The 19,821-nt window shown below is 67.0% G+C and carries 16 protein-coding genes; 7 read left to right on the top strand and 9 right to left on the bottom strand.

All coding sequences use genetic code 11. The annotated features are described in order from the left end of the window. Window positions 1–38 precede the first annotated feature (38 nt). The 4 genes from ppx to lpxH all read left to right on the top strand — a co-directional run bounded on the left by ppx (window position 39) and on the right by lpxH (window position 4,267). Window positions 39–1,565 (top strand): exopolyphosphatase, encoded by a 1,527-nt coding sequence (gene ppx, locus SriyCCGPB3_RS04110; protein ID WP_110711208.1) that lies wholly within the window; start codon window positions 39–41, stop codon window positions 1,563–1,565. 223 nt (window positions 1,566–1,788) lie between these two features. After that, window positions 1,789–2,934 carry a glycosyltransferase family 4 protein gene (locus SriyCCGPB3_RS04105; RefSeq protein ID WP_153856558.1) on the top strand — a complete coding sequence of 382 codons (1,146 nt, stop codon included), beginning with the start codon at window positions 1,789–1,791 and terminating at the stop codon, window positions 2,932–2,934. Continuing rightward, window positions 2,915–3,454 carry a phosphatase PAP2 family protein gene (locus SriyCCGPB3_RS04100; protein WP_110711204.1) on the top strand — a complete coding sequence of 180 codons (540 nt, stop codon included), beginning with the start codon at window positions 2,915–2,917 and terminating at the stop codon, window positions 3,452–3,454. The genes SriyCCGPB3_RS04105 and SriyCCGPB3_RS04100 overlap by 20 nt, the downstream gene beginning before the upstream one ends. 66 nt (window positions 3,455–3,520) lie before the next feature. After that, a complete protein-coding gene (lpxH, locus tag SriyCCGPB3_RS04095) occupies window positions 3,521–4,267 on the top strand; it encodes a UDP-2,3-diacylglucosamine diphosphatase (protein WP_110711202.1) in 747 nt (248 codons plus the stop codon). 87 nt (window positions 4,268–4,354) lie between these two features. Here the strand turns inward: lpxH and SriyCCGPB3_RS04090 are convergent, their stop codons facing one another. Beyond that, complete coding sequence (locus SriyCCGPB3_RS04090; protein WP_110711200.1) at window positions 4,355–5,608, bottom strand: zinc-dependent metalloprotease; 1,254 nt, start codon at window positions 5,606–5,608, stop codon at window positions 4,355–4,357. A gap of 225 nt (window positions 5,609–5,833) precedes the next feature. On the opposite strand from SriyCCGPB3_RS04090, the gene SriyCCGPB3_RS04085 reads away from it, so the two are divergent. Beyond that, window positions 5,834–7,291, top strand: coding sequence for a DUF2235 domain-containing protein (locus SriyCCGPB3_RS04085; protein WP_164162711.1), 1,458 nt, complete (start codon window positions 5,834–5,836; stop codon window positions 7,289–7,291). A 67-nt stretch (window positions 7,292–7,358) separates the two neighbouring features. Here SriyCCGPB3_RS04085 and SriyCCGPB3_RS04080 read toward each other — a convergent pair whose 3' ends face one another. The 7 genes from SriyCCGPB3_RS04080 to SriyCCGPB3_RS04050 all read right to left on the bottom strand — a co-directional run bounded on the left by SriyCCGPB3_RS04080 (window position 7,359) and on the right by SriyCCGPB3_RS04050 (window position 15,940). Beyond that, window positions 7,359–8,183 (bottom strand): ferritin-like domain-containing protein, encoded by an 825-nt coding sequence (locus tag SriyCCGPB3_RS04080; RefSeq protein ID WP_350259892.1) that lies wholly within the window; start codon window positions 8,181–8,183, stop codon window positions 7,359–7,361. Window positions 8,184–8,192: 9 nt separating this feature from the next. Beyond that, entirely contained in the window at window positions 8,193–9,659 is a 1,467-nt protein-coding gene (gene purF / locus SriyCCGPB3_RS04075) for an amidophosphoribosyltransferase (protein WP_005408246.1), read from the bottom strand. Window positions 9,660–9,689: 30 nt separating this feature from the next. Next, window positions 9,690–10,451, bottom strand: a complete 762-nt coding sequence (locus tag SriyCCGPB3_RS04070; RefSeq protein ID WP_350259891.1) for a CvpA family protein — start codon at window positions 10,449–10,451, stop codon at window positions 9,690–9,692. Window positions 10,452–10,494: 43 nt separating this feature from the next. Then, window positions 10,495–11,538, bottom strand: coding sequence for an SPOR domain-containing protein (locus SriyCCGPB3_RS04065; RefSeq protein WP_110711192.1), 1,044 nt, complete (start codon window positions 11,536–11,538; stop codon window positions 10,495–10,497). 81 nt (window positions 11,539–11,619) lie between these two features. After that, window positions 11,620–12,891 carry a bifunctional tetrahydrofolate synthase/dihydrofolate synthase gene (folC, locus tag SriyCCGPB3_RS04060; protein ID WP_324187354.1) on the bottom strand — a complete coding sequence of 424 codons (1,272 nt, stop codon included), beginning with the start codon at window positions 12,889–12,891 and terminating at the stop codon, window positions 11,620–11,622. Between the two features lie 41 nt (window positions 12,892–12,932). Next, window positions 12,933–13,577 carry a histidine phosphatase family protein gene (locus SriyCCGPB3_RS04055; RefSeq protein WP_010483945.1) on the bottom strand — a complete coding sequence of 215 codons (645 nt, stop codon included), beginning with the start codon at window positions 13,575–13,577 and terminating at the stop codon, window positions 12,933–12,935. 200 nt (window positions 13,578–13,777) lie between these two features. Then, window positions 13,778–15,940: a S46 family peptidase gene (locus SriyCCGPB3_RS04050; protein ID WP_153856562.1), complete on the bottom strand. Its 2,163-nt coding sequence runs from the start codon at window positions 15,938–15,940 to the stop codon at window positions 13,778–13,780. A 512-nt stretch (window positions 15,941–16,452) separates the two neighbouring features. Here SriyCCGPB3_RS04050 and tdh point away from each other — a divergent pair. Beyond that, window positions 16,453–17,475: an L-threonine 3-dehydrogenase gene (gene tdh, locus SriyCCGPB3_RS04045; protein ID WP_010483949.1), complete on the top strand. Its 1,023-nt coding sequence runs from the start codon at window positions 16,453–16,455 to the stop codon at window positions 17,473–17,475. Window positions 17,476–17,635: 160 nt separating this feature from the next. On the opposite strand, the gene SriyCCGPB3_RS04040 is transcribed toward tdh, so the two are convergent. Next, window positions 17,636–18,331, bottom strand: coding sequence for a TorF family putative porin (locus SriyCCGPB3_RS04040; protein WP_350259890.1), 696 nt, complete (start codon window positions 18,329–18,331; stop codon window positions 17,636–17,638). Window positions 18,332–18,541: 210 nt separating this feature from the next. Here SriyCCGPB3_RS04040 and kbl point away from each other — a divergent pair, with 210 nt between their 5' ends. After that, window positions 18,542–19,750, top strand: a complete 1,209-nt coding sequence (gene kbl / locus SriyCCGPB3_RS04035) for a glycine C-acetyltransferase (protein ID WP_153856564.1) — start codon at window positions 18,542–18,544, stop codon at window positions 19,748–19,750. Window positions 19,751–19,821 lie beyond the last annotated feature (71 nt).

The following is a 19,821-nucleotide window of genomic DNA, read 5'->3' as shown; positions in this document are numbered from 1 at the left end:
GGTGACGAGCACACCGCCCCTTCGGCTAACATTCGTCCATGCCGCACACCACCACGACTCCGCCCGCATTGCAGGATGGCGACCTGCTGGCCGCCATCGACCTTGGCTCCAATAGTTTCCACATGGTCATCGCGCGCTACACGCTCGGCCAGCTGCGGGTGATCGACCGCCTGCGCGAGACGGTGCGCATGGCCGACGGCCTGGACGGCAAAGGCGGGCTCTCCTCCGCTGCCCGGCAGCGCGCGCTGGAATGCCTGGCCCGCTTCGGCCAGCGCATCCGCAATGTACCGCCGCACCGGGTGCGCGCACTGGCCACCAACACCGTGCGCCAGCTGCGTTCACCGCAGTCGTTCCTGGTTCCCGCCGAAACCGCGCTCGGGCACGCCATCGAAGTGGTCAGCGGCCGCGAAGAAGCGCGCCTGATCTACCTGGGCGTTGCCCATGCACAACCGCCCAAGCCCGGCCAGCGCCGGCTGGTCATCGACATCGGCGGCGGCTCCACCGAGTTCATCATCGGCATGGGCATGCAGACCCTGGAGCGCGAAAGCCTGCAGGCCGGCTGCATTGCCAGCACCCGGCGTTTCTTCCCCGGCGGCAAGCTGAGCAAGAAGCGCTGGAAGGACGCGCTGGCCGAGATCGGTCGCGAGTTCCAGCCCTTCGCCAGCAAGTACCGCGCGCTGGGCTGGCAGGAAGCGCTGGGTTCTTCGGGCACGCACAAGGCGATCAGCGAGATCTGCGCGACGATGAAGCTGAGCAAGGGCGCGATTACCGCCGAGGCCCTGCCGCAACTGCGCGACGAACTGCTGAAGGCCAAGAAGATCGACGACATCCAGTTGCCAGGACTGTCCAGCGACCGCCGCCCGATCATTGCCGGCGGCATCCTGGTGCTGGAGGCCGCCTTCCAGGCGCTGGGCCTGCAGAAGCTGCTGGTCAGCAAGGCCGCGATGCGCGAAGGCATCCTCTACGACATCGTCGGCCGCGCTGGCGAGAACGATTTGCGCGATGAATCGGTGTCCGCGCTCAGCCAGCGCTACGGCATCGATACCGTGCAGGCCGACCGTGTGCAGGACACCGCGCTGTCACTGCTGGAACAGGTGCAGGAACGCTGGCGGCTCGATGCCGACGATGCGCGCATGCTCGGCTGGGCGGCGCGCCTGCACGAGCTGGGCCTGATGATCGCCCACAGCGGTTACCACGTGCATGGCAGCTACGTGCTGGAGCACTCGGACATCGCCGGCTTCTCGCGGCAGGAGCAGCAGATGCTGGCCGCCCTGGTGCGCAGCCATCGCCGCAGCGTGACCAAGACCGCCTTCGACGCCCTGCCCGAGCGCCTGCTGCTGACCGCACGCCGGTTGGCCGCCCTGCTGCGCCTGGCGGTGCTGCTCAACCGTGCCCATGAGGACGCCCCGCTGCCGGCGCTGGAACTGACCGCCGATGACAACCGCCTGTCGCTGATCGTGCCGCAGGCCTTCATCGACGCCCGTCCGCTGCTGCGCGCCGACCTGATCGGCGAGACCGACGGCATCGCCGGGTTGGGCATCCAGTTCCGGCCGTTCGTGGCCTGAGGCTGCACTCGTTGTTCTCCTACTACGGTGGCTTCGACATCGGCCGTTTCATCTACATGAAATACCAGCAGCGCTTCTGATCCACGCACCGCACGCGTCCCCCACCACGGCCCTTCCGGGCCGTGGTGGCACGCGGGCCCAACCCGCGTCATCTGGCGGTCGCAAAGTGGTCATATCGGCTACATCGCCAGGCCCGAGCATGCCGGAAAACCGGAGGCCCGCCATGCGCTATGCCATCGTCACCGAGACCTATCCGCCGGAAGTGAACGGCGTTGCCCTCACCGTGCAGGGCCTGGAACAGGGACTGCGCAATTCCGGTCATGAGATCGACCTGATCCGGCCGCGCCAGTCCAGCGAATCGTTGGACTCCGCACCGGGCACCCTGCTGGTTCCCGGCGCCGCCCTGCCACGCTACCCCGGGCTGCGCTTCGGCCTGCCGGCACCGATCCGTCTCGGTCGCCATTGGCAGCAACAACGGCCGGATGCCGTGTATGTCGCCACCGAAGGTCCGTTGGGCTGGTCGGCCGTGCGCACCGCACGGCGTCTCGGCATTCCGGTCGCCAGTGGCTTCCACACCCGCTTCGACGAATACCTGCCCGACTACGGCGTGGCCTGGCTGCAGGCAGCCGCGATGCGCTGGATGCGCCGCTTCCACAACCAGGCCGATGCGACCCTGGTGCCCACGCGCGAGCTGCAGCAGTTCCTCGGCGAGCAGGGCTTCGAACGCGTACGCCTGCTGGCACGTGCAGTCGACAGCCAGCAGTTCGATCCGAACCGGCGTGATCCTGCGCTGCGCGAGGAATGGGGCGTGGACGGCAACGGCCTGGTGGCGATCTATGTTGGCCGCATCGCCGCGGAAAAGAACCTCGGTCTGGCCGTGAAAGCCTTCCGTCGGTTGCAGCAGATCCGTCCGAAGGCCCGCTTCGTGTGGGTGGGTGATGGCCCTGCCCGCGAAAAACTGGCGCATGAAAACCCCGACTTCATCTTCTGCGGCATCCAGCGCGGCGACGCGCTTGCCCGGCATTTCGCCAGCGGCGATCTGTTCCTGTTCCCCAGCCGCAGCGAGACCTTCGGCAACGTGACTCTGGAAAGCATGGCCAGCGGTGTGGCCACCGTGGCCTTCGACTATGGCGCCGCCCGTGAGTACCTGCGCAGCGGTGAGAATGGCGCAGCGGTGGACAGCGACGAGCAGTTCATCGAAGCCGCGGTGCAACTGGCGGCGGATGACGCGCAGCGGCAGATGCTGGGCGGCAACGCCGCGCGCGCGATGAAGCGCCTGCATCCACAGCAGGTGGTGGCGGAGTTCGATGCCCTGCTGGCCGAACTGGCCCTGTCGCGGAGGAGCGGCCATGCGCACCACGCGGCTTGAGCTGCTGGCCGACCGCGAAGCACGCCTGTGCCGACGGGCCAACCACTACTGCCGGCGCCGCCGTGTGCGCCGCCTGTTCTCGGTCATCAGCCGGCTCGGCGATGGCGTGTTCTGGTATGTGCTGATGGGGGCACTGGTGCTGCTTGATGGCTTCGACGGCCTGCGCGCATCGGTGCACATGGCCGCCACCGGCCTGGCCGCGCTGCTGCTGTACAAGGGCCTCAAGCGCTGGACCCGGCGCCCGCGCCCGTACGCGGCGGACCTGCGTATCCGCGCCTGGGTGGCACCCCTGGACGAATTCAGCTTCCCCTCCGGGCACACCCTGCACGCGGTGTCGTTCACCATCGTCGCGCTGGCCTACTACCCGTGGCTGGCGCCGCTGCTGGTGCCGTTCACCGCCGGCGTCGCGCTGTCGCGGGTGGTGCTCGGCCTGCACTATCCCTCGGATGTGCTTGCCGCCACCGGCATCGCCACCGTGCTTGCCTCGGCCAGCCTGGCCTGGTTGCCGCTGCCGGTGTGATCGCCGCCGGGCCTGACGGCGCGGCCCGGGCCGCTACCGTCATCGTTGATGGCCTAGAATGCGGGCATGACCACGTTGTTCATTTCCGACCTGCACCTGGACCCCAGCCGTCCGGAGATCACCGACCTGTTCCTGCGCTTCCTGCGCGAGCAGGCGCCCGGCGCCGACGCGCTGTACATCCTCGGCGACCTGTTCGAAGCCTGGATCGGCGACGATACGCCCTCGCCCGCTGCCGATGCGGTGGCCGATGCGCTGAAGGTACTGTCCGACAGCGGTGTGCCGGTGTATTTCATCCGCGGCAACCGTGATTTCCTGCTCGGTGAGGACTACGCGCGCCGTGCCGGCCTGCGCATCCTGCCCGACCCCTGCGTGATCGAGCTGTACGGCCGTCCGGTACTGCTGCAGCACGGTGACCTGCTGTGTACCGACGACATTCCCTACCAGCAGTTCCGCGCACAGACGCGCGATCCGGTGTTCCAGGCCCAGTTCCTGTCGCAGCCGCTGGCCGCACGCATCGCCTTCGCGCAGAAAGCGCGCGACGCCAGCCAGGCCCGCCAGTCGGAAATGAAGCAGGATGATCGTGCGCAGTTCGAGTCCGTCACCGATGTGGCGCCGGCCGAAGTCGATGCCACCTTCGTGCGCCATGGCGTGGATACCATGATCCATGGCCACACCCACCGCCCGGCGGTGCACAGCCTGCAGGCCGGTGGCCGTGCCTGCACCCGCATCGTGCTGGGTGACTGGTACGAACAGGGTTCGGTGCTGCGCGTGGATGCCAGCGGCTGGACGCTGGATACCCTGCCGCGCGAATGATGGATCGCAGGGTGCCAACCAAGGTTGGCATCTACCAGGGCAGGTGAACGCACCCGGGTAGACGCCGACCTCGGTCGGCGTTTGGCCTCAGCGGAAGGCCGCGATGGTGGCCTTGGTATTGACCAGCACGCGCTGGTTGTCGGCGGTGCTGGCATTGCCCATCGGGATGCCGTTGTAGTTGATGTTCGGGTTGGACCAGTAGTTCAGGCGCGGGCAGCCGGCCGAGCAGTCATAAGCCATGATCGTGCGCCAGCGCGAACCGGAGGACGGCTCGTAGCGATAACCGTGCCCATAGGCATAGGGCGACGTGCTGGGATCACTGGCGATATCGTGCCGCGCACTCTGCAGGTGGCCGATCTCATGCGCGAAGGAGTAATAGCCGGTCGCGCAATCCCAGTACACCGCCGCGAACGCCGTCGATGCCGTCGAACCGATGCCCGAGGCCAACCCGCAGTAGCTCGTGTTGTTGATCAGCAGCACGCCGACATCGGCCGCAGTGTTGTTGCGGCTGGTGTGGATGCTGTCCATGTAGCCGTCGCTGGTGTTGCGGAAGCGGGTCAGGTCGGTAGTGAAGTTGCCGGATTCGGTGTAGCTGGTGGTTTCATAGCCGGCCAGCTGCAGGGTGATGCCCACGTTGCTGTTGACGTAGCCCTGGTTGGATTCGGCCACCGCCAGCTGCACCAGCGACTGCATGTTGCCGCCATAGGCGGCGACGGCGGCATTGGTCGCCACCACCAGCACGCGGATGGTGGCCGGGGTACCGGACGAGGCCTGCGCGATGCCGATGCGGTCATTGTTGCCCATCGGGATTTTCGGCAGCTGGTTGTAGTCGGCCGGATGGTCGGCCGGCATCCGCGATTCATCCACTTCCACCAGTACATGGCGGTTGCCCAGTGGGCGCAGGCGATACAGCTTGCCGTCCTTGCGGATCGAACCGGTGAGGGTGTTGCCCGAACGCACCAGGATCACTGAATTACCAGGATCATCCTGGCCGTTCGAAGTGGCGGCAGTCAGCCGATCGGACGGCGAGCGCAACTGGCCGTACCAGATGCTGCCGCCATCGGGCAGGGCTTCAACCTTGCTGCGTACCGCCTGCACGCGCTGGCCAAGCAGTTCGAACTCCAGCTGCGGCTGCGCAGTGGCAGCAGCGTCGACACGCACTTCCTGTACCGTCGCGGTGGACGGGGTGGCCAGCAGCTTGCCCAGCGCGGGCTCACTGTTTGCCGATGCGCGGCTGATGACCGTCACCGGCTCGAACAACGGTGCCGCATGCGCGGCCGCTGCCACCGACAAACCCAACACCAGGCCACCTGCCGCTTTGCCAATCGATCTGGACAACATTGCGTCGCTCCTTGAATGATGTGAACAGCGTTGATGCAGCACGCCCGGGTCTACCGGGTCTGGCCATCTGGCCTGCGCGGGTCGTGTGAATTCAATAGAAGATGGGAATGAAAATCAGGAACTGTGATCGACCGCATCTGCGTTAAGTAAGGTCAAAAGCGTCACTACACTTCGCCAATACACCGCTTTCGCGCTACCGTGACGCAGCCACGACGGGGAATGCACATGGCACCATCGCAGGACACGGACGAAGATGTCGGCTTGCTGCGGATCGGCCTGTTCTTCGATGGCACCCGCAACAACGCACACAACCTGGCACGCGGTCGCCCACAGGTTCCGCAGCCACGCCCGGCGCAGCTGCGCGCGGATGATGATTCGACCTACCAGAGCCGGCTGACCAGCAGCTACGACAACGGTCTGACCAACATCGCGCGCCTGCAGCAGCTGTATCCGGACAGCCGCCGCGATGCGATGGCCGCGCCTTCGCTGTCGATCTATGTCGAGGGCGTGGGGACCCGCGATGATGCCGATGACGATCTGATCGGACTGGCCTTCGGCATCGGTGCCAGTGGCGTTCGCGCGAAAGTGCAGCGCGCGATGCAGGTGCTGCTGCCGGCGGCACTGGCCGAGCTGTCCGCGCGCTGGCAGCGACCGCTGCGTGGCGTGCAGCTGGATCTGTTCGGCTATTCGCGCGGTGCTGCCGCGGCACGTGATATCGCAAACCAGCTGCAGGCCTGGGACAGCGCGCGCTGGCGCCAGCTGCTGCAGGGCGCCGGCCTGCCCTGCACTGCGGACTTCGCCGCCGTCACGCCGGTGCTGCGCTTCATCGGACTGTTCGACACCGTGGTTGCAGTCAATGGTGGCCGCGCCGATGAACACCCGCAGCTCGCCCTGCGCAGTGGCATCGCGGCACACGTCGTGCAACTGGCCGCGCGCGACGAGCATCGCCAACACTATCCATTGACCAGCGTCGCGCCAACGTTCACCGAGATCGCCCTGCCCGGCGTGCACGCCAACATCGGCGGTGGCTACAACCAGCTGGAAGAAGGGCCCAAGCTGCTCAGCCGTCCACGCCGGCAGCAGCTGCGTCGCCCAGCGGTTTCCGACTACCAGGTCCCTCCACTGGCGTTGCTGCAGGCCACCACGGCCTACGCCGAAACGCAGGCCGACGCCGAACGCTGGCGGCAGCAGCTGGGCGTGGGTGAAAAGGAGATCTGGGTGGATGTCTGGCACCAGTGGCAGCAGCAGCGTCGCGCCGGCAGCCGCAGTGTGCTGCTGTCACCCGTGCTGTACGTCACCGCTGCCGTGGTGCTGCGTCGGCGCATCGACTGGCGTTACCAGCTGATCGCGCTGCAGGTGATGCAGCAGCATTCGATCGATGCAGGCGTGCAATGGATCGCCAACGCCGCCGATGTTCCCGGTTGGGAACTGCCGTCGGCGCTGCAGCCGATCGCACGGCGGCTGGTGGCCGGACAGGCGCTGACCCAGACCCAGGAGGCGCTGCTGCGCAGACGCTACCTGATGCAGTCCGCGCACTGGAATTTCGATGCGTTGGGCGATACCGCACTGACCTACGCCGCCGATGCCGGCGTCAGCGAACTGCCCTACCGGCCGGGTCCCGGCCTGTTCTACATCAACCGGCCGACAGTGGATGGCAAGCGCGTGGTGCTGCCGAACGCATGAAAAAGGGGACGGAGGGGATTAAGTCGTTTGTGGCACAAACGACTTAATCCCCTCCGTCCCCTTTTTCTCAGCCGGCCTGTTCGACCAGGTTGGCGAGCTCGTCGGCGTCGAAGCCAGCCAGCAGGCGCGCTTCCATGTTGAACGGCCCATGCAGATAGCCGCCGGCGTACTCCACCAGCAGTTCCTTGAAACGCGCACGCGGCTCGACACCGGCGCGATCGCAGTACCAGCGGTACCAGCGGGAACCGGCGGCGACGTGCGCCACTTCCTCGCGCAGGATCACTTCCAGCACATCGGCGGTTTCACCATCGCCGACATTGCGCAGCTTCTCGATCATGCCCGGTGTCACGTCCAGGCCGCGCGCCTCCAGCACGCGCGGCACCAGCGCCATGCGTGCCAGTCCATCGTGTGCGGTCCTTTCGCACATTTCCCACAGGCCGTTGTGCGCGGGAAAATCGGCGTAGTCGTGGCCGTGCACCTGCAGCCGCTCGCGCAGCAGCATGAAGTGCCGCGACTCGTCGTCGGCACAGCTGACCCAGTCGGCATGGAAGGCCGACGGCAGGCCGCGGAAGCGGTACACCGCATCCCAGGCCAGGTCGATCGCGTTGAGTTCGATATGGGCGATGGCGTGGATGAAGGCGGCACGCCCTTCCACGCCGCCCAGTCCGCGCCGCGGCACTTCGCGCGGATGCACCAGCACCAGCCGTGACGGCCGGCCCGGCATGCAGATCGGCTCCGGCGGCGGCGCATCGGCGGCCACCTTCAGGCGACCGGCACGGAACGCGGCCGCATACGCCTGGGTCAGCGCGACCTTGCGCAGCGGGTCGGCTTCAGCCAGGCACTGCTGCGCCGCGCGCAGCAGGTCACCTCCAACATCGGGCACCGCAACCACGCCTGGACCTCAGGCGCGGCGCTTGTGCTTGGCGTCGTCCGAACGCAGCTGCTGGATGCGCTCGAAGTAGCCCGGCTCGATACCCGTCGGGTAGTGGCCGTTGAAGCAGGACGAATCGAAGTTGCGCAGCGCCGGGTTGCCCTCGCTCACCGCCGCTTCCATGTCTTCCAGGTCCTGGTAGATCAGCCAGTCGCAGCCCAGGTGGGCTTCGATCTCTTCCACCGTGCGGTTGTGCGCGACCAGTTCCTCGGCCGCCGGCATGTCGATGCCGTAGATGTTCGGGTAGCGCACCGGCGGCGCCGCGCTGGCCAGGTAGACCTTGCGCGCGCCGGCATCACGAGCCATCTGCACGATCTGCTGGCTGGTGGTGCCACGCACGATCGAGTCGTCCACCAGCAGCACCACGCGGTTGCGGAACTCCAGGTGGATCGGGTTGAGCTTGCGGCGCACCGACTTCACGCGCTCGCCCTGCCCCGGCATGATGAAGGTGCGGCCGATGTAGCGGTTCTTGATGAAGCCTTCGCGGTACTTCACCCCCAGCACGTTGGAGATTTCCAGCGCGGCATCGCGCGAGGTGTCCGGGATCGGGATGATGGTGTCGATGTCGTGGTCCGGGCGCAGGCGCAGGATCTTCTCGCCCAGCTTGATGCCCATGCGCATGCGCGCCTTGTGCACCGAGACGTTGTCGATCATCGAATCCGGACGCGCGAAGTACACGTATTCGAAGATGCACGGGGTGTGCTCGGCCGGCTCGGCGCAGATTTCCGAGAACAGCTCGCCGCGCGCGGTGATCACCAGCGCTTCGCCCGGCTGCACGTCGCGCACGCGCTGGAAGCCCAGCACGTCCAGCGCGGCCGACTCGGAGGCGACGATGTACTCGTCACCTTCGGCGTGGCTGCGCTTGCCCAGTACCAGCGGCCGGATGCCATGCGGATCGCGGAAGGCGACCAGGCCCAGGCCCAGCACCACGCTGACCACCGCATAGCCACCCTTGCAACGGCGGTGCACGCCGGCCACCGCGCGGATCGCGGCTTCCGGGCTCAGCTGGCGCTGCTGCTCCAGTTCATAGGCGAACACGTTCAGCAGCACTTCGCTGTCCGAATCGGTGTTGACGTTGCGGCGGTCCTGTTCGAACACCTGCTGGCGCAGCGCCTCGGTGTTGATCAGGTTGCCGTTGTGGGCCAGCGCGATGCCGTACGGCGAGTTCACGTAGAACGGCTGCGCCTCGTCCATGCCTTCCGAGCCGGCCGTCGGGTAGCGCACATGGGCGATGCCGACGCTGCCTTCCAGGGTGGACATGGTGCGTGCATCGAACACATCGCGGACCAGGCCGGTGGCCTTCTGCACCCGCAGGCGGCTGCCATTGGCCGTGGCGATGCCCGCCGCATCCTGGCCGCGATGCTGGAGAACGGTCAAGCCGTCATACAACTGCCCGGCGACGTTCTGGTTGCCGACGATTCCGACGATGCCACACATGGTGCGAGGTCTCCGCTGGGCTGCGCCCAGTTACAGGGAAGGTGGCCGTACCTGGCCGTGGATTCCGTCCGCGGCTGGCGCGGGCCATGCCGGGCGCACGGGCGCCGGCTCGATGTTGCTGGGCAGTGTGGAGGCCCGTGCGGGCTCCTGCTCCATCTCCACGGACCGCGGCCATCCGCCGCCCGCCACTACCTGGTTGAGGACGCCATTATCGCCTGTCGCCGCCGGCTTGCCCAACACTTGCTGCGAAGATGGGGTGATCTCGTCCAGAGGCAAGGGCAGGCGCTCTGGCAGCAGGGCCTCCAAGGGCAGCGACTGCGGAAGCACGTTGTCCAGATGCGGCAGCTGGGCCTGCATCCACGCCACCGCAGGCTGCAGCAGCGGCCGCAGCTGCGACTGCTGCCAGGCCGGTTCGCCCGGCAGCGCAGTGAATCCGGCCAGCAACAACAGGATGCTGGCGAAGAACAAACCGCGCACCAGGCCCAGGGTGCCGCCCAGCAGGCGGTCGACGCCGCCCAGCAGGGTCAGTTTGATCGCGGCCTTCAGCAGCAGCCCGACCAACCCAACCACCACGACGGTCAGAACGAAGACACCGAGGTACCCGGCCAGGTAATGGCCGGTGCCGGGTGGCTGCGGTGCCGCCCACCAGTGCGAGGCCTCGTTGCCGAAGGTGAAGGCCATCCAGCCGGCCAGCAGCCACGACACCAGCGCAACCACCGTGCCCACGAAGCCACGGATGAAACCGAACAATACGGAGGCGCCGATCAGCACGCCCAGCACGATATCGATCACGCAGCCCGCTCCTGCCAGTGACGACGGCGGGCAACACGCTGGATCACGGGTGCGGTCGGACCATGCCGGCCACGCCGACCTTGGCGGCGACCTGTGCCTTCAACTGCTCGGCATCGGCGCGATTGGCCACCGGCCCGACGCGGACGCGATGCAGGGTGCCCTTTTCGGTGCGCACCTGCTCGACGAAGGCGCTGAAGCCGGCGGCACGGACCTTGTCGCGCAGGGCATTGGCATCGTTGGCCTGACCGAACGCGCCCAGCTGCACGGCAAAACCGACGCCGCTGGCGGCCGGTGCTGCCGGCGTGGTCGGAGCCGTGGCCGGCTTGCTGGCCGTGGCCTCCGGCTTCGGCTCGGGCTTTGAAGCCTCCGGCTTCGGCGCCGGCTTCGGCGGTTCCGGCTTGGCGGCCGGGGTGGTGGTGGCGGTCGGCGTGCTCGGCGGCAGGCTTTCGCTGCGCACGGGATTGCCACTGGCCGACGGTGCGGTGGCTGCGGCCGGAGTACTGGTGCCGGGTGAGGCCGGGGCCGGCGTAGCGGCAACGGCGGAACTGTTGCCCGCTGCTGCGTCCAGGGCGATGACTTCGGCCTTCACATCGGCGCGGATCTTCACCGCCTGCAGGCGGGCCGCTTCGGCCTGGGCGCGGTCGGCGTAAGGTCCAACGCGCACGCGCCATGCCTGGCGGCCGTTGATGGTGGCCGTTTCGGCGAAGCCCGGCAGCTGCGAGCGCTTCAGGTAGGCGATCACCGCATCGGCGTCGGCCTTGCTGCCGTAGGCGCCGAAGGTGACGGCGTAGTTGCCGGCGGCAACCGCCGGCGAGGTATCCACGGTCGGCGGCGTAGCCGGCGTGGCAGCCTCCTGCAGCGGCTTGGCCTGACCGGTCTGCAGGCCGGTGGCACCGCCCGCCGGGGCGACCAGCGGCAACTCACGGGTTTCGAACTGGCCATCGGCCGGCGCATCCGGTGCGGCGATCGGCACATTGGCGACACCGCTGTCGGGCGCGGGTCCCTTGACCAGCATCGGCAGGAAAATCACGGCCAGTGCCACCAGCACGATGGCACCAATCAGACGCTGTTTCAGAGGCGTATCCACGTGAGGCAGGCAACTGTCCGGAGATTGCCGTCGATTATACGGGTGCCGGACCGGCCGGCGTCGGCGTTGGCTGAACGCGGATCAGGCGTCGCCCTGCAGCCACTGCAGGGCCGCAGCGGCGGTATGGAAGGAGCCGAATACCAGCACACGGTCCCCCCGCTCGGACTGTGACAACACCTGCGCCAGCGCCTGTTCAACGGTACCGGCCCGCTGTGCCTTGGCCGCAGCCGTACCGGTCAGGCGTGCCTGCAGCTGCTGGGCGCTCTGCCCGCGCGGGCCGTCCAGGCCAGCCAGGGTCCACTCGCCCACCACGTCCTGCAGTGCCTGCACCACACCCGCCGCGTCCTTGTCCTGCAACGCGGCGTACACCGCCAGGGTGCGGCCGGCTGACACTTCGGCCTTCAGCGCGCGCGCCAGCTGGCCGGCAGCCTGCGGGTTGTGGCCTACGTCCACGCGGATCTGCACACCGTCACGCTCGAACGCCTGCATGCGGCCGGAGATGCGCGCTGCCGCGATACCCGCGGCCCACGCCGCACGCGGCACCGGCTTGTCCAGCGCGCGCAGCGCGGCGATGGCGGCACCGGCGTTGGCCAGCTGGATCGGGCCGGCCAGCGCCGGGGTCGGCAGTTCCATGCGCAGGCCGACATCACGCCAGCGCCAGCGCTGGGCGTCGATCGGCTCGTAGAAGTAATCGCTGCCACCGCGGATCGCATTGGCACCGACCAGATAGGCACGCGCCAGCACGCTCGACGGCGGATCGGTCTCACCCAGGATCACCGGCTTCCAGCCGCGGATGATGCCGGCCTTCTCGGTGCCGATCGCCTCGCGGTCCTCGCCCAGCCACTCGGCGTGGTCAATGTCCACGGTGGTGATCACCGCCACGTCGGCATCGATGATGTTGACCGCATCCAAGCGGCCACCCAGGCCCACTTCCAGCACCGCCAGGTCCAGCTCTGCCTCGGCGAACAGCTGCAAAGCAGCGAGCGTGCCGTACTCGAAATAGGTCAGCGTGGTGTCGCCGCGTGCCGCTTCGACGGCATTGAACGCAGCAACCAACGCCGCATCGTCGACATCCTGGCCATCGATGCGCACACGTTCGTTGTAGCGCAGCAGATGCGGCGAGGTGTATGCGCCGACCTTCCAACCGGCAGCACGGCCGATGGCCTCGATGAAGGCCACGGTGGAGCCCTTGCCGTTGGTGCCACCGACCACGATGGTGCGCCCGCCCGGGGCGCCAAGACCCATCGCCGTGGCCACGGCGCGCACGCGCTCCAGGCCCATGTCGATGCTCGCCGGGTGCTGGCGTTCAATGTAATCCAGCCAGTCGGCCAGGGTGGTCGGGGGGTTCGTCACGGCAGTGCTTCCAACAGGTACAGGTGGTTCGGTGTGGCGGGTCAGAGGGCGCGGTGCTTGGCTTCGCCGAAGAACGGCGTGTGGTGGGCGCAGTCGTTCAGGCGCACCACTTCCAGGCTGTCCAGGTCGGCGCCTTCGAGCAGGTTGAGCGTGGTCGGCGCCTGGCGGAAGGTCCACAGGCGGGAAATCGGCAGGCCCAGCACCTTGCACAGGATCACGCGATTGACCGCGTCATGGGCAACCACCAGCAGGGTGTCGTGCTCGCCGAGGCCTTCGGTGGCACGGGCCAGGCCACGCCAGCTGCGTTCCAGCACCAGGCGCAGCGATTCGCCGCCGGGCATCAGCACGGTATCGGGCTCCTCGCGCCAGGCCTGCAGGCGCGACGGATCCTTCTCGTTGATTTCGCTGGCCAGCAGCCCTTCCCACTCACCGTGGGCGATTTCCTGCAGCTCCGGCTCGGTCAGCAGCATGTCGGCACGCGCGGCGCCAAGCGCCAGCTGTGCGGTGCGCTGCGCGCGCGACAGCGGCGAGGCGACGGCACGGGTGATGTCGACCGAGGCCAGGCGGGCACCCAGTGCCTGGGCCTGGGCTTCGCCGATCGGCGAAAGCGGAATATCGATCTGGCCCTGGTAGCGGCCTTCGGCGTTCCACGGCGTTTCGCCGTGGCGGGCAAGCAGGATGCGCATGCGTGCAAGGGGTCCTGGGGGGAGGAGGTTTCCGCGTTTCGTTCACATCCTGTGAAGTGCGCGGAACAGGGATGATACCTGTTCGGCGCACCGGGCCGGGCCGGGCATGAAAAAACCCCGCGACGTGGGTCGCGGGGTTTCGGAAACTCCGGCTATCTGGTCGAGGTTGCCGGCCAGCGGCCGGCACTACCGCAACCGGTTTATTTCGCCAGGTTCAGTTCCTTCAGCAGCTGCGGCGCCGGTGCCACTTCCTGCATGATCCACTGCATGTAGCGGCTGTCGACGGCGATCATGCGGGTCATCACCGGGTCGAACACCCAGTTGGAGCTGACCGATTCCCAGTTGCCGTCGAAGGCCAGGCCGACCAGCTTGCCGTTGGCGTCCAGCACCGGCGAACCCGAGTTGCCACCGGTGATGTCCAGGTTGGACAGGAAGTTCACCGGCACCGAACCAATGCGCTTGTCTTCCAGGCCGCCGTAACGCTTGGCCTTGACCGCATCGAGCAGCGCCTTCGGCGAATCGAACGGATCTTCACCGGTTTCCTTCGCCACCACGCCTTCCAGGGTGGTGAACGGGGTGTACTTCACGCCATCCTTGCCATAGCCCATGACGTTGCCGAAGGTGATGCGCAGCGACAGGTTGGCGTCCGGGTAGACGAACTCACCCTGGCTCTTCTTGTAGTCGGCCACGGCCTGCAGGTACAGCGGACGCGCGGTCAGCGATTCGCCTTCGCGGATCTTGCGCTGCTCTTCCTGCTTCAGCAGCGCCGGCATGACGGCCACGGCGTACTGGATGGCCGGATCATTGCTGGCTTCGAACGCGGCACGGTCGGCCTTGAACCACTTCAGGCGGGTGTCCAGGCTGCCCAGCTCGGTGCCGCCCAGCTTGTTCACCAGCGACTTGACCGCAGCGGCATCGCTGCCGGCCAGCCACTTGTTCAGCACTTCGTTGTCGCGCTGCGCGGCCGGCAGGGCCACGTACTGGTCCAGCCAGTAGGTCTGCAGCTGCTGGTCCATCTTCGCCACGTAGCGACGGTCCATCTGCTTCAGGCCACCTTCGATGGTGGTCAGGTCGCGTTCCTGGTAACCGGCCTCGCGTTCGGCATCCGGCTTGCTGCGCTCGATCGACAGGCGGTACAGGGTGATCGCTGCGCCGACGGCCGAGGTGTTGTTGAACTGGCCGACGAACAGGTCGCGTTCGCGGGTCGACTTGCTGGTATCCAGATGCTTGAGCAGCTGCGCGTGTGCCGCCAGGGCCGGCTTGCCGGCAGCGCCCTGCTTCTTCAGCCACGCCAGTACGGCGGCTTCTTCAGCCTGCTTCTGGCCGGCGGCGTCGATGCGCTTGAAGCCTTCCAGCTGGCCCAGGTAGTTCTTGGCCACGTTGTTCATGCTGGCGGCCGTGGCGGCGTACTTCACCTTGACGTCGGCGTCGGCCTTGCCGGCATCGGCGATCATCTTCAGCACTGCGTTGTAGTGCTTGGCGATGGTCGGGTAGGTGAAGCTGGCGGTTTCGTTGAACTCGCCGGCCAGGGCGTAGCGGTTGGTGCGGCCCGGGTAGCCGGCCACCATCACGAAGTCGTCGGCGCCCAGCGGCTGGTCGGCGAACTTCAGGAAGTGCTTGGGCTGGTACGGCACGTTGTCGGCGGCGAAGGCAGCCGGCTTGCCATCCTTGCCCACGTAGGCGCGGTAGAACGAGAAGTCGCCGGTGTGGCGCGGCCACATCCAGTTGTCGACGTCGCCACCGAACTTGCCGACGCTGCCCGGGGGCGCGTAGACCAGGCGCACGTCCTTGATTTCCATGTTGCGGAACAGGCGGTAGGTATTGCCGCCGGAGAAGCTGTACAGGCGGCAGCGGAAGCCGGCATCGGCTTCACAGGCGGCGACCTGGGCCTTGTCGAACGCGTCCAGCGCGCGGCTGCGGGCCAGCGGGTCGCTGCCGGCGCCGGCAATGGCAGCCTTGGCCTGGGCGGTGACGTCGGTGATCTGGTCGAGCACGAACACGCGGGCGTTCGGGCCGGCACTCAGTTCGTCCTTCAGGGTCGGCGCGTTGAAGCCGTCCTTGATCAGGTTCTTCTGCGCGGTCGAATTCAGCTGGATGGCGCCATACGCGCAGTGGTGGTTGGTGACCACCAGGCCCTGCGGCGAGACGAAGCTGGCGGTGCAGCCGCCGAGGGCGACGACCGCGCCCATCGGGTCGCCGGTCAGGTTGGACAGCTGTTCCGGGGACAGCTTCAGGCCGGCCTTCTGCAACGGGCCGGCGATTTCCGGCAGCTGCTGCGGCACCCACATGCCTTCAGCGGCATGGGCGACCTGGGCCAGCCCGAGGCTGGCGACGATGGAGAATGCAAGCAGGTTCGAGCGCATGGAGCGGCCCCTGGTAGTGGAACCCTCGATTGTAGCCCGCCGCCCTGCCCCGGCCCGAACCCCGGAAGTCATGCAATCAGGTGCTTCCACCGTTCAGCGTCTCCATTGCGATCGGTCAGAGGCGAGAGGCCAGGCCGATGCAGGACACGCCGTAAACCCCGCTCCGCGGCCCGGCCCAGCCGCTGGCGGCTGTGCGTTCGGGCGCTTGCGAAGCAGTGCTCCGCAAGCAAAGCGCCCTCACCCATGGGGGCTCGGTCGCGCCATCCATGGCGCTCACGGTCCTGCATCGGCCTGGCCTCTCGCCTCCCCACAGTCCCCTGGCCTCGGACGGTAGCGCCGAGCCATGCCCGGCGAGCGAAGCGACACCGCTGTTCGCAGTACGTTCGAAACGCCCGCCGGCGCACGCCTTTCGTTCCGCCACTGCACCCGCAGCGCAACATGGGAAATCCGCGCGGCACCCTATAATCCGCGCTTTCCCCCTGATGAGTTCCACCCCGATGGCGCAGCAAACGATGAAGGCCCTGGTCAAGCGCGAAGCGGCCAAGGGCATCTGGCTGGAAGAAGTTCCGGTTCCGACCCCGGGCCCGAACGAGGTCCTGATCAAGCTCGAGAAGACCGCGATCTGCGGTACCGACCTGCACATCTACCTGTGGGACGAGTGGAGCCAGCGCACCATCAAGCCGGGCCTGACCATCGGCCACGAATTCGTCGGTCGCGTCGCCGCGCTCGGCTCGGCCGTGACCGGCTACGAGATCGGCCAGCGCGTCTCGGCCGAGGGCCACATCGTCTGCGGCCACTGCCGCAATTGCCGTGGCGGCCGCCCACACCTGTGCCCGAACACTGTCGGCATCGGCGTCAACGTCAACGGCGCCTTCGCCGAGTACATGGTGATGCCGGCCAGCAACCTGTGGCCGATCCCGGACCAGATCCCGTCCGAGCTGGCTGCGTTCTTCGACCCCTACGGCAACGCCGCGCACTGTGCGCTGGAGTTCAACGTGATTGGCGAGGACGTGCTGATCACTGGTGCCGGTCCGATAGGCATCATCGCCGCCGGCATCTGCAAGCACATCGGTGCACGCAACGTGGTGGTGACCGACGTCAACGACTTCCGCCTGAAGCTGGCCGCCGACATGGGTGCTACCCGCGTGGTCAACGTGGCCAACCAGTCGCTGAAGGACGTGATGAAGGAACTGCACATGGAGGGCTTCGACGTCGGCCTGGAAATGAGCGGCAACCCGCGCGCGTTCAACGACATGCTCGACTGCATGTACCACGGCGGCAAGATCGCCATGCTCGGCATCATGCCCAAGGGCGCCGGCTGCGACTGGGACAAGATCATCTTCAAGGGCCTGACCGTGCAGGGCATCTACGGCCGCAAGATGTACGAGACCTGGTACAAGATGACCCAGCTGGTGCTGTCCGGCTTCCCGCTCGGCAAGGTGATGACCCACCAGCTGCCGATCGACGACTTCCAGAAGGGCTTCGACCTGATGGAAGAAGGCAAGGCCGGCAAGGTTGTGCTCAGCTGGAATTGACCCTTCGGGTCAATTCCCCCGCAGGTTTCCTTATCCCCGCGCCGTCGGCGCGCCCCCTTGAACAACAAGGGGGCTCTCCCCCAGCCGGGGTAAGGCATGCGGCTGGAATTGAAAAAGGCGCCCATTGGGCGCCTTTTTCGTGGACATCAGCGAAGGCGCATCAGTTACCGATGGCCACGGTCAGCAGCACGCGGCTGTGCGCCAGCTTGCCGGAGTTGTCGCGGCCGTTGCCGTCGGTACCGTAGTAGCCCAGGCCGACCTTGGCCATCCCGAACTGGCGCTCAACGCCGACATTCCAGTCGGTGTAATCCTTGGCAATGCCGTCTTCAAACGTGCTGCGGCCGACATTGGCATTCAGGGTGAAGTCCTTCGGCAGGCCCCAGCTGCCACCCAGGCCGAAGTACCAGCCATCGGTGCTGCTGTTCCATACATCGTTGGTGTAGGCCACCGTCAGCTTGTAGGTGTCATCCAGCGTGGTGGTGGTGATCAGCTCGTTGTAGTTCTGGTGGCTGGACTTCAGGTAGGTGTAGCGGTTCAGCAGCACGTCGACGTTGACGCGCTCGGTGACGTCCACGCCGTAGCCGATCAGGTAGTCGACCTCGGTCTTCGGATCACCTGCACCGAAGTCCACGCCCGAACCCCAAACGCCGGCATACAGGCCAACCGGGCTGGTGTAGGTGAAACCGGCCTGCAGGGTCGGATCCTCGTCGGTCTGCGACACACCACGGAACAGGTAATCGGAAACAGCGGTGACGTTCCAGCTGTACGGCGATTCGTTTTCCTGGGCGCAGGCGGCGAACGGGGCGGCCAGGGTCAGGGCAGCGGCAATGGCGAGGCAGGCACGGGCGTGCTTCATGAGCGTCTCCGGTGGGGGCGGTGGCGTGGCGTGGAAGGCGGGAGCGGGTGTAGCGGCCGGAACGGGACAGGTCCGGTTCACGAATTCTTAACCAGTTTGCTATTGCGATGCAACATGTGCCGGCCGTGGCGACGCCCCATCCGGCCCGGTCGGTGGACGACGATGCCCGGTAGAATCAGCGGTTTCCCCGTTCAGAGCCGTGCCCACGCCATGACCGACGTCTCCTCCGCCCTGACCCGCCACTACGCCGAGGAACTGGACGCCATCCGCGCCCAGGGCCTGTTCAAGTCCGAGCGGATCATCACCAGCCCGCAGTCGGCCGAGATCACCCTCGAGGACGGCCGCAAGGTGCTGAATTTCTGTGCCAACAACTACCTGGGCCTGGCCGACCATCCGGACCTGATCCAGGCCGCCAAGGACGCGCTGGATACCCACGGCTTCGGCATGGCCTCGGTGCGCTTCATCTGCGGTACCCAGGACCTGCACAAGCAGCTGGAGAAGCAGATCGCCGACTTCTTCGGCAAGCAGGACACCATCCTGTACGCCGCCTGCTTCGATGCCAACGGCGGCCTGTTCGAGCCGCTGCTCGGCGAGAACGACGCGATCATTTCCGATGCGCTGAACCATGCTTCGATCATTGACGGCGTGCGCCTGTGCAAGGCCAAGCGCTTCCGCTACGCCAACTGCGACATGGCCGACCTGGAAGCCCAGCTGCAGGCCGCCGACGCCGCCGGCTGCAAGACCAAGCTGATCACCACCGACGGCGTGTTCTCGATGGACGGCTTCATTGCCCCGCTGGACGAGATCACCGCGCTGGCGAAGAAGTACAACGCCCTGGTGCACATCGACGAATGCCACGCCACCGGCTTCCTCGGTGCCACCGGCCGCGGCTCGGCCGAAGTGAAGGGCGTGCTGGAGAAGATCGACATCATCACCGGCACCCTGGGCAAGGCCATGGGCGGCGCACTGGGCGGCTTCACCTGCGCCAGCGCCGAGGTGATCGAGCTGCTGCGCCAGCGTTCGCGCCCGTACCTGTTCTCCAACTCGCTGCCGCCGCATGTGGTTGCCGCCGGCATCAAGGCATTCGAGATGCTGGCCGCCGCCGACGACCTGCGTGGCGCCCTGGTGGAGAACACCCGCTACTTCCGCGAAAAGATGGTCGCCGCCGGTTTCGACGTGAAGCCGGGCGTGCACCCGATCAGCCCGGTGATGCTGTACGACGCGCCGCTGGCACAGAAGTTCGCCGAGCGCCTGCTGGAAGAAGGCATCTACGCGATCGGCTTCTTCTTCCCGGTGGTGCCCAAGGGCCAGGCCCGCATCCGCACCCAGATCAGCGCCGCGCACAGCCGCGAGCATCTGGACCGCGCGATCGATGCGTTCACCCGCATCGGTGTCGAGCTGGGCGTGATCAAGGGCTGATCACGACCAGGGTCGGATCCCTTTCCTGCGGAAAGGGTTCCGACCCTGTCAAAGCGTGCCGACCAAGGTCG

It is taken from the genome of Stenotrophomonas riyadhensis (assembly GCF_040256885.1).
In the GTDB taxonomy this organism is placed as follows: Bacteria; Pseudomonadota; Gammaproteobacteria; order Xanthomonadales; family Xanthomonadaceae; genus Stenotrophomonas; species Stenotrophomonas riyadhensis.
This window is presented reverse-complemented; position numbering and strand designations above follow the sequence as displayed.

What these genes read in the sequence shown, in the direction of transcription:
- tdh (WP_010483949.1), top strand. Translation starts at nt 16,453, where the DNA reads ATGAAGGCCCTGGTCAAGCGCGAAGCGGCCAAGGGCATCTGGCTGGAA.
- lpxH (WP_110711202.1), top strand. Translation starts at nt 3,521, where the DNA reads ATGACCACGTTGTTCATTTCCGACCTGCACCTGGACCCCAGCCGTCCG.
- SriyCCGPB3_RS04090 (WP_110711200.1), bottom strand. Translation starts at nt 5,608, where the DNA reads ATGTTGTCCAGATCGATTGGCAAAGCGGCAGGTGGCCTGGTGTTGGGT.
- SriyCCGPB3_RS04050 (WP_153856562.1), bottom strand. Translation starts at nt 15,940, where the DNA reads ATGCGCTCGAACCTGCTTGCATTCTCCATCGTCGCCAGCCTCGGGCTG.
- kbl (WP_153856564.1), top strand. Translation starts at nt 18,542, where the DNA reads ATGACCGACGTCTCCTCCGCCCTGACCCGCCACTACGCCGAGGAACTG.
- SriyCCGPB3_RS04100 (WP_110711204.1), top strand. Translation starts at nt 2,915, where the DNA reads ATGCGCACCACGCGGCTTGAGCTGCTGGCCGACCGCGAAGCACGCCTG.
- SriyCCGPB3_RS04105 (WP_153856558.1), top strand. Translation starts at nt 1,789, where the DNA reads ATGCGCTATGCCATCGTCACCGAGACCTATCCGCCGGAAGTGAACGGC.
- purF (WP_005408246.1), bottom strand. Translation starts at nt 9,659, where the DNA reads ATGTGTGGCATCGTCGGAATCGTCGGCAACCAGAACGTCGCCGGGCAG.
- ppx (WP_110711208.1), top strand. Translation starts at nt 39, where the DNA reads ATGCCGCACACCACCACGACTCCGCCCGCATTGCAGGATGGCGACCTG.
- SriyCCGPB3_RS04040 (WP_350259890.1), bottom strand. Translation starts at nt 18,331, where the DNA reads ATGAAGCACGCCCGTGCCTGCCTCGCCATTGCCGCTGCCCTGACCCTG.
- SriyCCGPB3_RS04055 (WP_010483945.1), bottom strand. Translation starts at nt 13,577, where the DNA reads ATGCGCATCCTGCTTGCCCGCCACGGCGAAACGCCGTGGAACGCCGAA.
- SriyCCGPB3_RS04085 (WP_164162711.1), top strand. Translation starts at nt 5,834, where the DNA reads ATGGCACCATCGCAGGACACGGACGAAGATGTCGGCTTGCTGCGGATC.